Source organism: Aestuariivirga sp. (assembly GCF_046294715.1).
In the GTDB taxonomy this organism is placed as follows: Bacteria; Pseudomonadota; Alphaproteobacteria; order Rhizobiales; family Aestuariivirgaceae; genus Aestuariivirga.
The window spans coordinates 1-15,165 of record NZ_JBKBKI010000053.1; the positions used below are offsets into that span (position 1 = coordinate 1).

The following is a 15,165-nucleotide window of genomic DNA, read 5'->3' on the forward strand; positions in this document are numbered from 1 at the left end:
GACGTCATAGACATAGGCGCGCACCCGGTCGCCGGGGCGGAAGGTCTCGCGCGGCAGCGACTCGTCGCGCCGGATGATGCCCTCGCCGCGGCCGAGGTCCACGATCACGTTGCCATACTCGACGCGCTTCACCGCGCCGTGCACGATCTCGCCGATCCTGTCCTTGTATTCGGCATACATGCGGTCGCGCTCGGCGTCGCGCACCTTCTGCACGATCACCTGCTTGGCGTTCTGCGCGGCGATGCGGCCGAACTCGATGGGCGGCAGCGGCTCGGCGATCTGGTCGCCGATGTTGGCCGCGGGGTTCCGGCGCTGGGCGTCGGCGAGGCTGATCTGGGTCGCCTCGTTCTCGACCTCGTCGACGACGAGTAGAAGGCGCTGCAGGCGGGTCTCGCCGGTCCGCGGGTCGATCTCGGCGACGATCTCGTTCTCGGCACCGTAGCGGGCCTTTGCGGCCTTCTGGATCGCCTCTTCCATCGCATGCAGCACGACGGACTTGTCGATCGACTTCTCGCGCGCCACGGCATCGGCGATCTGCAGAAGTTCCAGCCGGTTGGCGCTCACGCCATAATCAGCCATTGTCTTCGCTCCTCTCTTGCGAAATCTGGTCTTCGTCGATCTCGGCGCCGTCGCCATAGCCCCTGGCGGGCAGGCGGCTCCGCGCCGCTTCGATCAGTTGATCGGTCAGCACGAGCTTGGCCTCGGCGATGTCGGCGAAGGGAACGCCGATCAGCACCGGCTCCTTCGAGGCCCCTTCCGGGTTCTCGATGTAAAGGCGCACCTCGCCCGCCTCAAAGCCCTCGAGCGTACCCTTGAATCGCTTGCGGCCCGCCACCGGCACGGCCATCTCGACCTTCACCTCGTGCCCGCCCCAGGCCTCGAAATCGGAGGGCCTGACGAGCGGCCGGTCGATCCCGGGCGATGACACCTCGAGATGGTAGCGCGAGGCGATCACGTCCTCGACGTCGAGGATGGGCGAGAGCGCCCGGCTCACCTGCTCGCAGTCGTCGATCGAGAAGGTGCCGTCGGGCCGCTCGGCCATGATCTGCAGGGTGGGCCCGCTCATCTTGACCCGCACCAGCCGGAAGCCCATCTCCGCCAGCACGGGCTCCGCCAGCGCGGCCACCCGCTGGGCGGGGCCGGTCTCGCGGGCAAGTCTCGTTTCGGTTTCGGTCATCCAGGAGCCCTTTCAGGCAATAAAAAAAAGCGGGCCCCGGACCGGGACCCACTCGCGATCTCCACTTTCGTGGCTATGTGAGTGAACCTAAGTTGGGCCGCATATAGTCTTTTTCGCCCGCTTCCGCAAGGGTCCCCGCATGTGGGCGGCTTTCCGCCCTTCTCCCCTCCTCTGGCGCGGACAGGGCGAAAGGGTCAGCCTTCCCGCCTGAACCGCAGATAGCTCGAGCTCCGTCCTTCGCGGCGGGCCTTGGCTTCGTAGCGGGTCTCGATCCAGTCCTCGAAGGGCTGCGCGGCATCGCCCTCCTCCGCGAAGCCGCCGTGCCCGGCCACGTGCTCCCGCGCCCAGGCCACGTAGTCGGCGATGTCGCTGGCGAAGAGGAACAGCCCGCCGGGCCTCAGGATGCGGTGGAGCTGCACAACGCTTTCAGCGCTGACGAAGCGGCGCTTGTTGTGGCGCGCCTTGGGCCAGGGGTCCGGATAGAGAAGGTAGATGCGCTCGAAGGAGGCCTCCGGCAGCGCCTCCAGCAGCGGGCGCGCGTCGCCGTCGTGAATGCGGACATTGCCGAGGTTTTTCTCCTCGACCAGCGCCAGCATCTTGGCCACGCCGTTGACGAAGGGCTCGGCCCCGAGAAAGGAGACGTCCGGGTGGAGTTCCGCCTGGCGGGCGAGATGCTCGCCACCGCCGAAGCCGATCTCGAGCCAGCGCCGTGGGCCCAGTCCCGCCAGCGGATCCTCGAGGCTCACCCTCAGATGCGGCAGCAGCTGCTCCATCAGCTGGGAATGGTGACGGCGCAAGGATTTCCCCTTGCGCCGCCCGTAGAACTGGAACCGCTTCTCGCCGCTAATCACTTCACCGCGGCTTTGAGCGCCTTGGCGAGGTCGGTCTTCTCCCAGGAGAAGCCGCCGTCCTTCTCCGGGGCACGGCCGAAATGACCGTAGGCCGAGGTGCGCGCATAGATCGGACGGTTGAGGTTCAGGTGCGTGCGGATGCCGCGGGGCGAGAGGTCCATCACCTTCGCCAGCGCCTTCTCCAGCTTCGCCTCCGGCACCTTGCCGGTGCCGTGGGTGTCGACGTAGATCGACAGCGGGCGGGCGACGCCGATGGCGTAGGAGAGCTGGATCGTGCAGCGCTTCGCCAGCCCCGCCGCCACCACGTTCTTGGCGAGGTAGCGTGCCGCGTAGGCCGCGGAGCGGTCCACCTTGGTCGGGTCCTTGCCGGAGAAGGCGCCCCCGCCATGGGGTGCCGCACCGCCATAGGTGTCGACGATGATCTTGCGGCCGGTGAGGCCGGCGTCGCCATCGGGGCCGCCGATAAAGAACTTGCCGGTCGGGTTCACGTGCCAGACGGTGTCCTCGGTGATCCAGCCCTTCGGCAGGGCCTTCCTCACGTAGGGCTTGACGATCTTCAGCACGTCGGCGGAGGTGAGGTTCTCGTCGATGTGCTGGTGGGAGACGACGATCTGGCTGGCCGCCACAGGCTTGCCGTTCCTGTAGACGACGCTCACCTGGCTTTTGGCGTCGGGGCCGAGCTTGGCTTCCTTGCCGCTGTGGCGGGCCTCGGAGAGGAGTTTCAGGATGCGGTGGGAATAGTAGATGGGGGCCGGCATCAGTTCCGGCGTCTCGTCGCAGGCGTAGCCGAACATGATGCCCTGGTCGCCCGCGCCCTCCTCCTTCTTCTCGCCCGCGGCGTCCACGCCCTGGGCGATGTCGGCCGACTGGCTGTGGAGGAGAATGGTGATCTTCGCCGTCTCCCAATGGAAGCCCGACTGCTCGTAGCCGATGTCGCGGATGGCCTTGCGGGCGGCGGCGTCGATCTTTTCCTTGGTGACGGAGGCGGGGCCGCGGGTCTCACCCGCGATCACGACGTAGTTCGTGGTGGCCAGCGTCTCGCAGGCAACGCGTACGGACCAGGGATCGAAGCCCTGTTCCAGCGCCTCGCGATAGAACAGGTCGACGATCTCGTCGGAAATCCGGTCGCACACCTTGTCGGGGTGCCCCTCGGAGACCGACTCGCTGGTGAACACGAAATTCTTGCGTGACATATGGCTCTGGTGCCCCCTTGCGTTAGCGCGCGCTTTTTTACAGCGTTGCAAACGCCGGTCAAGCGAGCTTCCGCCGGGGGCACCCGTGCGCCAGGTGCTATTCCTTGGTTTCCGCGATGACGCGCGCGATCGTCGAGATCAGCTTGCGCTTGTTGACGCTGTCCGCATCACGGAAGGCCTTGGCGAGGGTCACGCCCTCGACGTTCATCAGGGCCGAGAGCACCGCATCTTCCTCGCGCTCCTCGCCGAGGCCGTTGTGGTCCTCGACACCGGGCAGCTCCTCGAAGAAGAACTGCACCGGAACGCCCAGGATCTTGGCCGTGAAGTACAGCCGGCTGGCGCTGATGCGGTTGGCACCCTTTTCATATTTCTGGACCTGCTGGAAGGTGATGCCCAGCAGTTCCCCCAGCTTCTCCTGGCTCATGCCAATGAGCTGGCGGCGCATGCGGATTCGGCTCCCGACATGCACGTCTACGAAGTTCGGATCGCGTCTTGTCATGTTTACCTCAGACCTGATGCCCCCCGGTCTGACGCCCGATCCTGCTTCAAGGCTATCCGTCATCACCTTGGCCGCATGTCGAGCAACTCCGGATTAATATACCTAATCTCAGCGCGCAATTGCTTTTCCTCTAAAACCGGGCCGCGTTCTGCAAAAACTGCAAAAAAGGCTCAATACGTCAGCCGCGGCGAAGCAGATGTATCACAATGACACACGCCAAGGATGCGGCAACCAGCAGGAGGAGAGCCGAATCACCCCACCAGCTGTAAGTTGTAGTTGAAATCGCCGCCGGAAGAGAAGAATCGATCACGCCGCGCTGCATGAGGCCGAGGCGTTGGAGATAGCGGCCGTGCGAATCGATGACCGCCGAAATCCCGGTGTTGGCGGCGCGAACGATGGGAATCCCCTGTTCGATCGCCCGCAGCCGGGCCTGGGCGAGGTGCTGGTGAGGGCCGGTCGAGCGGCCGAACCAGCCGTCATTGGTGACGTTGACGATGAGCCCCGGCCGGTCCGCCTCATCCACCAGCCGGTCCGGGAAGATCACCTCGTAGCAGACGAGGAGCTGGGCCGGGAGACCGCCCGGCAGCGCGATGGTGCGGGGGCCCGGGCCGGCGGTGAAGTTTCCCGGCGTCGTCACCACCCGGCGGAAGCCCAGGGGTTCGAGCGCCCACGCGAAGGGCAGGAACTCGCCGCCGGGGACGAGCCGCCACTTGTCGTAGCGGGCCACCGGTTCCGCACGTCCGTCGAAGACGATGACGCTGTTGTAGATGTCGGGTTCCGCCGCATCGCCTTGGCCGCGGCGGAGCGCGCCGGTGATGAGCGCGGTGCGGCCGCCGAGCAGCGGCGCGAGCTCGGAGCGGGCCGCCGGGCTCTCGTCGATCAGGAAGGGCACGGCCGATTCCGGCCAGATCACGTGGGTGATGCCGCCGATGCCGGCGGGCTGCTCTGGCGTCGGCATGGCGGAGAGTTCCTTCAGCTCCTCGAAGATGGCGCGGGCATTGTCCTCGCGCCATTTCTGCTCCTGCGGCACGCTGGGCTGGACGATGCGGAGCTGGACCCCGGGGACCATGGCTGCGGGTGCCGCGGCGAGCCGCATCTCTCCCCAGATCCACAGCGCCGGAAGGACGAGGGCCAGAGCAACCGCGGCTGCCCTGGAGGGCGTGCTCCGCTCGGAAGCCAGCGCGTAGGGCAGCGCCGCCCACAGCAGGATGAGCAGCGTGAGGCCGGTCATGCCGATGAGCGAGGCCCCCTGTGCGAGCCCTCCCATGCCATCGGCGAGGAGGCCGGGTGCGGCCCAGGGGAATCCGGTGAAGAGATGGCCGCGCAGCCACTCGGCCGTGGCAATTGCGGCGGCGAAGGACAGCGCGAGCGCGAGGCCTCCCCCGCCCAGGCGCTTCGCCACGAGCGCGGCGAGACCCCAGTAGAGCGCCATGCCGCCCGCCAGCGCCCCCAGCATGAACGGCATCATCCAGAGATAGGTGGCGGCATCGACGAGGAAGGCGAAGCCGATCCAGTGGAAGGCCACCGCGAAATAGCCGAGCCCGAAGAGCCAGCCGGTGCCCGCGCCGCTGCGCCAGCCCCGATCCTTCGCCGTTTCGAGCAGCAGGAGGATGAGCGGCACGCCAAGGAAGGCGAGCGGCCAGAGGCCCAAGGGCGGCAGGCCCAGCGCGGTTGCGGCGCCGGCCGCCAGCGCCAGCACCGCGCGTGCCGGCCTGGAGGCCTGAGCCATGCGGTTCTTCAGTCGAATCATGATCGGGGAACTATAGGAGGGGTGGCTTTTCTCTGATAGGAATCCAGCTCTTTCGGCGGGAGAACGCTCATGAACGACAGGTCACCGGCCAGGTCCTCCAGCGACGGCATGATGCTGATCGAACACCTGCCCTTCGAGACCGATGACGGCATCGCCAGGCGGGCGCGGCTCGGCCTCATCGTGCTCGCCACCGACTTCACCATCGAACATGAATGGCGCGCGATTATGGCAGGGCTGCCGGGCGTGGCGCTGTACCAGAGCCGCATCCTCAACGACGCCCAGATCACGCCCGAGACGCTGCGCGCCATGGAACCCAGGATCGCCGCGGCGACCGACGTGATCCTGCCCGGCAACCCGCTCGACGTGGTGGCCTATGGCTGCACCTCGGCCTCGATGGCGATCGGCGAGGAGAAGGTGTTCGAGCGCATCCGCGAGGTGCGGCCCGACGCGAAATGCACCACGCCGATCACCGGCGCCTTCGCCGCCTTCCGGGCGCTGGGGGCGAAACGCGTCGGTGTGCTCACCCCCTATCGCGCCGACGTCAACCGCATCGTGGCAGACTACATCCGCGCGCGCGGCTTCGAGGTTCCCGTCTTCGGTTCCTTCAACGAGCAGGACGACTGCACCGTGGCGCGGATCACGCCCGCGTCGGTGAGGCGCGGCGTCGAGACCATCCTCTCGCACGCGCCGGTCGATGCGGTGTTCGTCTCCTGCACCTCGGTCAGGCTCGCCGAATCGGCCCGCGCGATCGAGGCGGAGACCGGCGTTCCCATCACCTCGTCGAACCACGCCATGGCCTGGCACGCGCTGCGGCTTGCCGGGGTGGGGGACGCCATGCCGCAGTGGGGACGGCTGTTCGAGAAGCAGCTGGCCTAGGCTTCCCGCCGCTTCGCCACGGCCTCCGCCATCGAGCACAGGATCTCGAACATCATGGTGACGCCGGCGTGCGCCGTGACGCCCGCCGGGTCGAAGGGGGGCGAGACCTCGACCACGTCGGCGCCGACGATGTTCAGTCCACGGAGTTCCCGGAGCATCGCCTGGGCCTGGAAGGTGGTGAAGCCGCCGATCTCCGGCGTGCCGGTGCCGGGCGCATAGGCGGGGTCGAGCGCGTCGATGTCGAAGCTCACATAGGTGGGACCGTCGCCCACGATCTTCCGCGCCTCCGCCATGATGGCCTTCGGACCCTTCTCCATCGCCTCCTCGATCCGCACGAGGCGCACACCCATCTTCTCGCCCCACTCGAAATCGTCGAGATCGTACATGGAGCCTCTGAGCCCGATCTGGATGGTGCGCTTCGGATCGAGCACGCCATCCTCGATGGCGCGGCGGAAGGGCGTGCCGTGGGTATATCTGAAGCCGCCGAAATATCCGTCATAGAGGTCGGTGTGGGCGTCGAAATGGATCATGCCGACGGGCGCCTTCTCGCCCAGGGCGCGGAGCACGGGGAGCGAGCAGAGGTGGTCGCCGCCGGCGGAGAGCGGGCGCATGCCCTTCGCCACCAGCTTCCTGAAATAGGTTTCGACGCGCTTCAGCGCATCTTCCACATTGGCGGGGTTCACCGGGCAATCGCCGAGGTCGGCGACGTTGGCGAGCTCATAGGGAACGATGTGCATGGTCTGGTGCATGGGCCTGACCATGGAGGACATGTCGCGCATCTGGCGCGGCGCGTGGCGGGGGCCCGGACGGTTCGTCGTGCCGCCGTCCCACGGGATGCCGACGATGCCGATATCGAGGCCTTCCGCCTCCTCGAGCGGCACATGCGGCAGGCGCATGAAGGTGGCGATGCCGCCGAAGCGGGGCGTGACGAGCCCTGACAGGGGCTTGTTGAAGGGAGCCATGGTCTACCTCGGTGTTTCAGGTCTTGATCAGGAGCTTGCGCGGCGTCTTGCAGAGGCACTCGGCACCCTGCGGCGTGATGAGAATGGTTTCCGACAATTCGAGCCCGCCATCGTCGAGCCAGAGGGCCGGCATGAAATGCAGCGTCATGTTGGGCTGCAGCACCGTCCTGTCGCCGCGGCGGATCGACAGCGTGCGCTCGCCCCAGTCCGGCGGGTAGGAGAGGCCGATCGAATAGCCGGCGCGCGAGTCCTTGGCGAAGCCGCGCCTGGCGAGCGTGCCGAAGAAGGCTTCCGCCACCTCGCCGCAGGTGGCGCCGGGGCGGCATTTCCCGAGTCCCGCCTCGGTCGCCTCCAGCACGGCGTTTTCGGCGTCGAGGAACTTCCGCGGCGGCCTGCCGAGATAGACGGTGCGCGAGAGCGGCGCGTGATAGCGCCGGTAGCAGCCGCCCAGTTCGAAGAAGGTGCCTTCGTCCTTCCTGAAAGGCCGGTCGTCCCAGGTGAGGTGGGGTGCGGTCGCATCGAGGCCCGAGGGCAGCATGGGCACGAAGGCGGCATAGTCGCCCCAGTGGCCGCCGGCGCCCAGGATCGCCTGCTTCTGGATCTCGGCCACCAGCACGTTCTTGGGAAGGCCCGGCTCGACGAGTTCGGCCACGCGGGCGTGCATGGCATCGGCGATCGCCGCGGCGCGCCTGATGAACTCCACCTCGCGGTCGCTCTTCACCAGGCGCTGCCAATTGACGAGGCCCGTGGCGTCGAAGATGTCGGCGTCCTTCAGCTTCGTGCGCAGCGTCTCGTGGGCGGCGGCGGTGAACCAGTAATTGTCCATCTCGACGCCGATCGCCGCGCGCTCCCAGCCGCGTTCGGCGATCAGGGCGGAAAGCTGCTCCATCGGATGCTTCGCCGGGTTCTGGACGTAGGTGTCGTCGTAACCGACGATGTTTTCGTGACCCATGAAGACGGTGCGGCGCGCGCCCTGCGCATCCATGCCGCGGCCCCACCAGACGGGCTCGCCCTCGAGCCCCAGGAGCACGGCCTGGTGGACGTAGAAGGACCAGCCGTCATAGCCGGTGAGCCAGGCCATGTTGGAAGGATCCGAGACGATGACGAGATCGAGGCCGCGCTCGGCCATCGCCTTTCGGGTGCGGGCGATCCGGGCGTGATATTCCTCGAGCGGGAAGTGAAGCGTCACCTGTGTCATGGCAGGCATGATGGAACGGAGAAGCATTCTTGCGCAAGGGCCAGGGCCCCTACTATGAGGGGCCATGAGCAAGGACTTCGACATCATCGTCATCGGCGCAGGGATTGCCGGCGCCTCGGTTGCCGCGCATCTGGCCGAGACCCACCGCGTCGCCATCTGCGAGATGGAGGAGCGGCCGGGCTACCACACCACGGGCCGCTCCGCCGCGGCCTACGAGCCCAACTACGGGCCGCCGGCCATCCTGGCGCTCACCCGCGCTGCCCGCACCCACTTCCAGGAGGGCGGTTTTCTCACGCCGCGGGAAACCCTGTTCTTCATGCCGGAAGGACAGGAAGAGGCCTTCGCCCAGCTGATGGGAATCCAGAAGGGCATGGAGGAGATTCCGATCGGCACGGCGAAGGAGAAGTTTCCGCTTCTGCAGGAGGGCTATGCGAAGCGCGCGGTGCTCGACCCCGGGACGGCGGACATCGACGTCGACCTGCTGCACCAGTCCTACCTGAAGCTGTTCCGGCAGAGGGGCGGAGAGCTCCACTGCGAGCATGGCGTGGAGGCGCTGGAGCGGAACGGGCAGTGGACGGTGCGCACGAAGGACGAAACGCTCCGTTCACGGATCATCGTCGACGCGGCAGGAGCCTGGGGCGACAAGGTCGCGGAGATGGCGGGGCGGAAGCGCATCGGCCTCCAGCCCAAGCGGCGCTCGATCGCCGTGGTGCCGGGCCCGGAGGGTTCGGATTTCATGTCCTGGCCGCTGGTGGGGGACGTGGGCGAGACATGGTATTGCAAGCCGCAATCGGGAAAGCTCCTCGTCTCGCCGGCCGACGCGACGCCCGTCGACCCGCACGACGCCTATGCCGACGACATGACGCTGGCGGAGGGGATCGAGCGGTTCCAGCAGGCGGTGGACTACGAGGTGACGCGCGTCGAGCGGACGTGGGGGGGCTTGCGCTCCTTCGCGCCCGACGGCAGCCCGGTCGTCGGCTATGACGGCGAGGAAGACGGCTTCTTCTGGCTGATCGGCCAGGGCGGATACGGCATCCAGTCCTCCCCTGCCCTGTCGCGGCTCGCGGCAGCGCTGGTGCGCGGCGAAACGCCGCCCTCCGACATCATGGACGAGGGGCTGGCGCTCTCCGAGATCTCGCCGCGGCGTTTCGGCTGAGGGGAGAACAAAGGAAAAAAGTCCTTGACTTTTATTCCTAGACCATGCTAAACCGGCGGCATGCTGCTGCTGATCGAATTCCTGATCTCGTGGTTCCGGGGCCTAGCCCGCCAGGAGGGGGAATTCCGGGGCATCCATCACGGCGCCGTGGGCGAGCGTCACGGAGCGGAAGGGCGGGGACGTGACGATGCCCTCGCGGCGGGCGAAGCGGACATCGTCGCCGAGGAGACGGAGCGAGAAGGCGCGGCGCTGCTCCACCTTGCTCCTGTTGGCGGGCGCGCCGTGAAGGGTGAGGTAGTTGAAGGCCACGGCATCGCCGGGCTCGAGCGCCCAGCCCAGGATGCGGTACTGGCCGCGGTTCGCCTCGATGTCCGGCACGGGCTCCAGCCCGTCGTTCTCGTTCAGTGCGGTCTTGTTGAAGCGCTCCGGACGATAATACTTGCCCCATCTGTGGGAGCCCGCGACGAATTCCAGCGTGCGCTCGCGCGGCACCGGATCGAGCGGAATCCACAGCGAGACCGTGTCCGTGCCGTCCACGCAGTAATAGGGCTGGTCCTGGTGCCAGGGGGTGGGAACATCCGCCCCCGGCTCCTTCACCAGGACGTGCTCGTGGAAGAGGCGGACGGTGCGGCTTCCCATCAGCTCCCGGCCGATCTCCGCGGCCTTCGAGCCGAAGATGAAGTCGCGGTACTCCGGGATGCGGTCCCAGTTGCAGTAATCGCCGACAAAGCGGCCCGCGCCATCCTTGCCCTGGTAGATCTTCACATCCCCCGAGGGTTCGGCGAGGTTCCTGTCCACCCCCTTGCGCAGCGTCTCGATCCAGTCGGTGAAGACGCCCCTGAGCACGGCGGCGCCGTCGCGGCGGAAGGATTGGACGGTTTCGGGGTCGACAAGGCTCGTCATTCTTCACTCCATCAGAGATGGCACGATCTTGCCATTTGCCGCCGGGACCGCAAGACGCTTCTTCGCCACGGCAATTTTGATCACCCGGAAAAAACGTGCTTAAGTGCCGCCACGCCCCCGGGGCGGGTTGTACATAACAGGGAGAACACCATGAAACTGAGGAAACTGCTGGGCGCGGCACTGCTCGCCTCGAGCATGCTGGCGGCCGGCGCGGCGCAGGCGAAATCGCTCGTCTACTGCTCGGAGGGTTCGCCGGAGAACTTCACTCCCGCCATGAACACGACCGGCACCACCTTCGACGCCGCCCGCCCCGTCTACAACAGGCTCGTGCAGTTCAAGCCCGGCACGACGGAAGTGGAGCCGGCGCTGGCCGAGAGCTGGACCGTTTCCGAGGATGGAAAGACCCTCACCTTCAAGCTGCGCAAGGGTGTCAAGTTCCATTCCGGCGTGAACGGCTTCACCCCGACGCGCGACATGAACGCCGAGGACGTGATCTGGTCCTTCGAGCGCCAGTGGAAGGCCGACCACCCCTTCGCCAAGGTCTCCGGCGGCGCCTATGACTATTTCAACGACATGAGCATGCCCGACCTGCTCGAATCGATCGCCAAGGGCGAGGACGACCTCACCGTGGTGATGACGCTGAAGAAGCCCAATGCGCCGATCGTCGCCAACCTGGCGATGGACTTCGCCACCATCCACTCCGCCGAATACGCGAAGTTCCTGCAGGACAAGGGCGCGCCCGAGGAGTTCGACCAGATCCCCGTGGGCACCGGCTCGTTCCAGTTCGTGGCCTACCAGAAGGACGCGGTGATCCGCTTCAAGGCCTTCGCCGAAGGCTGGGCCGGCAAGCCGCCGGTCGACGACCTCGTCTACGCGATCACGCCCGACGCCACGGCGCGCTATGCCAAGCTGAAGGCCAACGAGTGCCAGGTGATGGCCTATCCGAACCCGGCCGACCTCGCCGAGATGAAGCAGAACCCGGACATCAACGTTCTCGAGCAGGCCGGGCTCAACATCGGCTACTGGGCGCTCAATGCGCAGAAGCCGCCCTTCGACAAGGTGGAGGTGCGCCGGGCACTGGCCATGGCGGTGGATCGCGACGCGATCATCTCTGAGGTCTACCAGGGTGCGGGCCAGAAGGCCAAGAACCCGATCCCGCCGACCATGTGGTCCTATGACGAGTCCACCGAGGACATTCCCTACGATCCCGCGAAGGCCAAGGAGATGCTGAAGGCCGCGGGAGTCGAAGGCCTCAAGACCGACATCTGGTGGATGCCGGTGCAGCGGCCCTACAACCCCAATGCCAAGCGCATGGCGGAAATGATCCAGGCCGACCTCGCCAAGGTGGGAATCGAGTCGACACTCGTCTCCTACGAATGGGGCGAATACAGGAAGCGCATGCAGGCCGCGGAACACCAGACCGGCATGCTCGGCTGGACGGGCGACAACGGCGACCCGGACAACTTCCTCGCCGTGCTGCTCGGCTGCAACGCCGAGGGCAAGCCCAACGGCAACAACATCCCGAAATGGTGCAACGCCGAGTTCCAGGAGGTCATCAACAAGGCCGCCGAGATCTCCGACCAGGCCGAGCGCACCAAGCTCTACAAGCGAGCGCAGGAGATCGTGGCCGCCGAAGTGCCGTGGGTGAACATCGCGCACTCCACCGTGTTCGAGCCGATCCGCAAGTCGGTGCAGAACTACAAGGTGAGCCCGCTCGGCGCGCATGAGTTCCACCAGGTGGACGTGACCGAGTAAGCAGCGAACGCGCCTCCCCCCGGGCCTTCGCCCCGGGGGGAGGCTTCCCTCCACGGCGCTGACGCGCAAGACGCCTGCACCGGCACAGGTGGCAATGTTCCGTTTCCTCATAAGGCGCCTGGCGCTGACCATCCCGACCTTCCTCGCCCTCATGTTCATCACCTTCGTGATGATCAGGCTGGTGCCGGGAGATCCCATCGAAGTGCGGCGCGGCGAGCGCGGCATCAGCCCCGAGCGGCTCGAGCAGCTGCGCCACGAAATGGGCCTCGACCAGCCGGTGTGGAGACAGTTCCTCGACTATGTGGGAGGCCTGCTGCAGGGCGATTTCGGCACCTCCATCATCTCGAAGTCGCCGGTGCTGCACGAGTTCCTGACGCTGTTCCCGGCGACGCTGGAACTCACTCTCTGCGCCATGCTCTTCGCGGTGGCGCTGGGCATTCCGGCGGGGGTGATCGCCGCCTCGCGCCGCGGCGGCGTCTATGACCAGACGCTGATGGGCCTGGCGCTGACGGGCTATTCCATGCCGATCTTCTGGTGGGGCCTCATCCTTGTCCTCGTCATGTCGAACATGCTGGGGCTCACGCCCGTTTCAGGCCGCGTCGACCTCATCAAGTTCTACTACGAGCCGGTGACCGGCTTCATGCTGATCGACTCGCTGCTCTCCGGGCAGAAGGGCGCATTTTGGGACGCCCTCCACCACCTGATCCTGCCGACGATCGTGCTCGGCACGGTGCCGCTCGCCGTCATCGCGCGCATGACGCGCTCCTCGATGCTCGAGGTGCTGGAGGAGGACTACGTGCGGACGGCGAGGGCCAAGGGCCTTTCCTGGTCGCGGGTGGTCGGCGTGCACGCGCTGCGCAACGCGCTGATCCCCGTCGTCACCGTGATCGGGCTGCAGGTTGGCGGGCTCCTCGCCGGCGCGGTGCTCACCGAGACGATCTTCTCCTGGCCGGGGGTTGGCAAGTGGCTGATCGAATCGATCAACCGGCGCGACTATCCGGCACTCCAGGGCGGCATCCTGCTGATCGCCACCATCGTCATCCTGGTGAACCTCATCGTCGACCTTCTCTATGGCCTCATCAATCCGAGGATCCGCCATGCCAAGTGACGCAGCGCTTCCCGCGAGGGCTGCCGCGCCGGCCCCGCCCGGCCCTGTCCGCGCCTTCTGGCGCGCCTTCCGCGAAAACCGCGGGGCCGTGATCGGCCTCACGGTGGTGAGCCTCATCTTCCTCATCGCCATCTTCGCAGGCGCGCTGGCGCCGCACGACCCGCTGGAACAGTACCGCGGCTTCAGCAAGCTGCCGCCCTTCTGGGTGGAGGGGAGCGACCCGCGCTTCATCCTCGGCACCGACGCCGTGGGCCGCGACATGCTCTCGCGGCTGATGTACGGGGCGCGCGTCTCGCTGTTCATCGGCATCGCGGTGATGGCGGTCTCGATGGTGGCGGGAATAGCCCTCGGCCTCACCGCGGCCTTCTTCGGCGGCCTCGTCGACGTGATGATCATCCGCGTGATGGACCTCATCATGGCGATCCCCTCGCTGGTGCTGGCGATCCTCATCATCGCCATCATCGGGCCGAACCTCACCAACACCATCGTGGCCGTCACCATCGTGGGCCTGCCGCGCTACGTGCGCCTGGTGCGCGCCTCGGCTCTCACCGAACTCAGCAAGGACTACGTCACCGCCGCGAAGGTCTCGGGCGTCGGCAAGTTCCGGCTGATGACGGTGACGGTGCTGCCCAACTGCCTCGCGCCGCTCATCGTGCAGGCGGCTCTCGGCCTCTCGGATGCGATCCTCGAGGCGGCGGGGCTCGGCTTCCTCGGGCTCGGTGCGCAGCCGCCCACGCCGGAATGGGGCGCCATGCTGGCCGACACGCGCGACCTCATGCTCTCCCACCCCTGGGTGATGGCGTTTCCGGGCCTTTCGATCCTGACGACGGTGCTCGCCATCAACCTGATGGGCGACGGGCTGCGAGACGCCCTCGACCCGCGCCTGAGGAGGAGCTGAGCCCATGGCGCTGCTCGAGATCGAGGAACTCACGGTCGAGTTCAAGACGGGGTCCGGCTTCTTCCGGGCGGTCGACGGCGTGTCGCTGAAAGTGGACAAGGGCGAGGTGCTGGCGATCGTGGGCGAGTCGGGCTCCGGCAAGTCCGTCTCGATGCTGGCGGTGATGGGCCTCCTGCCGTGGACGGCGAAGGTGACGGCGGAGAAAATGACCTTCGAGGGCCGCGACCTCCTCAAGCTTTCCGCCCGCGACCGGCGGCAGATCATCGGCAAGGACATCGCCATGATCTTCCAGGAGCCGATGTCGAGCCTCAACCCCTGCTTCACGGTGGGCTTCCAGATCACCGAGGCGCTGAAGGCGCACCTCGACATGGACAAGCGGCAGCGCCGCGAACGGGCAGCGGAGCTTCTCCGCCTCGTGGGCATCCCCTCTCCCGAGCAGCGGCTTTCGGCCTTCCCGCACCAGCTTTCGGGCGGCATGAGCCAGCGCGTGATGATCGCCATGGCGATCGCCTGCAACCCCAAGCTCCTCATCGCCGACGAGCCGACGACGGCACTCGACGTGACGATCCAGGCGCAGATCCTCGACCTGCTCGTCAAGCTGCAGAAGGAGACCGGCATGGGGCTGGTGCTCATCACGCACTCGATGGGGGTCGTCGCCGAGACGGCGGAGCGCGTCTCGGTGCAATATGCCGGGCAGAAGGTGGAGGAGCAGAACGTCGGGGATCTCTTCCGCGACCCGCACCACCCCTATACGGCGGCACTGCTCGCGGCGCTGCCCGAGCGCGCCACGGGGCGGCGGCTGCCCTCGATCCCCGGCGTGGTGCCGGGCCAGTTCGACC

General features: G+C 66.9%; 15 protein-coding genes. 6 read left to right on the forward strand and 9 right to left on the reverse strand.

What is annotated here, in order from left to right; translation table 11 throughout:
- The 6 genes from ACK4HL_RS19735 to lnt all read right to left on the reverse strand — a co-directional run.
- Positions 1–579: NusA N-terminal domain-containing protein (locus ACK4HL_RS19735; RefSeq protein WP_409764327.1), on the reverse strand; the 579-nt coding region annotated here is incomplete at its 3' end.
- The gene (rimP, locus tag ACK4HL_RS19740) at positions 572–1,177 is read right to left on the reverse strand and encodes a ribosome maturation factor RimP (RefSeq protein WP_409764330.1); all 606 of its coding nucleotides are present in this window, start codon (positions 1,175–1,177) and stop codon (positions 572–574) included. The genes ACK4HL_RS19735 and rimP, both read right to left, overlap by 8 nt.
- A 194-nt stretch (positions 1,178–1,371) precedes the next feature.
- Complete coding sequence (locus ACK4HL_RS19745; protein WP_409764366.1) at positions 1,372–2,025, reverse strand: tRNA (guanine(46)-N(7))-methyltransferase TrmB; 654 nt, start codon at positions 2,023–2,025, stop codon at positions 1,372–1,374.
- Positions 2,025–3,221 (reverse strand): methionine adenosyltransferase, encoded by a 1,197-nt coding sequence (gene metK / locus ACK4HL_RS19750; RefSeq protein WP_409764333.1) that lies wholly within the window; start codon positions 3,219–3,221, stop codon positions 2,025–2,027. The genes ACK4HL_RS19745 and metK overlap by 1 nt, the downstream gene beginning before the upstream one ends.
- 97 nt (positions 3,222–3,318) lie before the next feature.
- Positions 3,319–3,720, reverse strand: coding sequence for a helix-turn-helix domain-containing protein (locus ACK4HL_RS19755; RefSeq protein ID WP_409764336.1), 402 nt, complete (start codon positions 3,718–3,720; stop codon positions 3,319–3,321).
- A gap of 178 nt (positions 3,721–3,898) precedes the next feature.
- Positions 3,899–5,470 carry an apolipoprotein N-acyltransferase gene (gene lnt / locus ACK4HL_RS19760; RefSeq protein WP_409764339.1) on the reverse strand — a complete coding sequence of 524 codons (1,572 nt, stop codon included), beginning with the start codon at positions 5,468–5,470 and terminating at the stop codon, positions 3,899–3,901.
- A 69-nt stretch (positions 5,471–5,539) separates the two neighbouring features.
- Between lnt and ACK4HL_RS19765 the strand changes: the two genes are divergently transcribed.
- Positions 5,540–6,346 (forward strand): aspartate/glutamate racemase family protein, encoded by an 807-nt coding sequence (locus ACK4HL_RS19765; RefSeq protein WP_409764342.1) that lies wholly within the window; start codon positions 5,540–5,542, stop codon positions 6,344–6,346.
- Here ACK4HL_RS19765 and speB read toward each other — a convergent pair.
- Together speB and ACK4HL_RS19775 are read right to left on the reverse strand one after the other, a co-directional pair.
- Complete coding sequence (speB, locus tag ACK4HL_RS19770; RefSeq protein WP_409764345.1) at positions 6,343–7,308, reverse strand: agmatinase; 966 nt, start codon at positions 7,306–7,308, stop codon at positions 6,343–6,345. The genes ACK4HL_RS19765 and speB overlap by 4 nt on opposite strands.
- A gap of 16 nt (positions 7,309–7,324) precedes the next feature.
- Positions 7,325–8,506 (reverse strand): M24 family metallopeptidase, encoded by a 1,182-nt coding sequence (locus tag ACK4HL_RS19775; RefSeq protein WP_409764369.1) that lies wholly within the window; start codon positions 8,504–8,506, stop codon positions 7,325–7,327.
- Positions 8,507–8,570: 64 nt separating this feature from the next.
- Between ACK4HL_RS19775 and ACK4HL_RS19780 the strand changes: the two genes are divergently transcribed.
- On the forward strand, positions 8,571–9,662 hold the full coding sequence (locus tag ACK4HL_RS19780; RefSeq protein ID WP_409764348.1) for an NAD(P)/FAD-dependent oxidoreductase: 1,092 nt from the start codon (positions 8,571–8,573) through the stop codon (positions 9,660–9,662).
- Between the two features lie 102 nt (positions 9,663–9,764).
- Here the strand turns inward: ACK4HL_RS19780 and ACK4HL_RS19785 are convergent, their stop codons facing one another.
- Entirely contained in the window at positions 9,765–10,565 is an 801-nt protein-coding gene (locus tag ACK4HL_RS19785; protein WP_409764351.1) for a phytanoyl-CoA dioxygenase family protein, read from the reverse strand.
- Positions 10,566–10,715: 150 nt separating this feature from the next.
- Between ACK4HL_RS19785 and ACK4HL_RS19790 the strand changes: the two genes are divergently transcribed.
- The 4 genes from ACK4HL_RS19790 to ACK4HL_RS19805 all read left to right on the forward strand — a co-directional run.
- Entirely contained in the window at positions 10,716–12,320 is a 1,605-nt protein-coding gene (locus ACK4HL_RS19790) for an ABC transporter substrate-binding protein (protein WP_409764354.1), read from the forward strand.
- A 94-nt stretch (positions 12,321–12,414) separates the two neighbouring features.
- Positions 12,415–13,428 carry an ABC transporter permease subunit gene (locus tag ACK4HL_RS19795; protein ID WP_409764357.1) on the forward strand — a complete coding sequence of 338 codons (1,014 nt, stop codon included), beginning with the start codon at positions 12,415–12,417 and terminating at the stop codon, positions 13,426–13,428.
- Positions 13,418–14,326, forward strand: coding sequence for an ABC transporter permease subunit (locus ACK4HL_RS19800; RefSeq protein WP_409764360.1), 909 nt, complete (start codon positions 13,418–13,420; stop codon positions 14,324–14,326). The genes ACK4HL_RS19795 and ACK4HL_RS19800 overlap by 11 nt, the downstream gene beginning before the upstream one ends.
- 4 nt (positions 14,327–14,330) lie before the next feature.
- Positions 14,331–15,165: ABC transporter ATP-binding protein (locus ACK4HL_RS19805; RefSeq protein ID WP_409764363.1), on the forward strand; the 835-nt coding region annotated here is incomplete at its 3' end.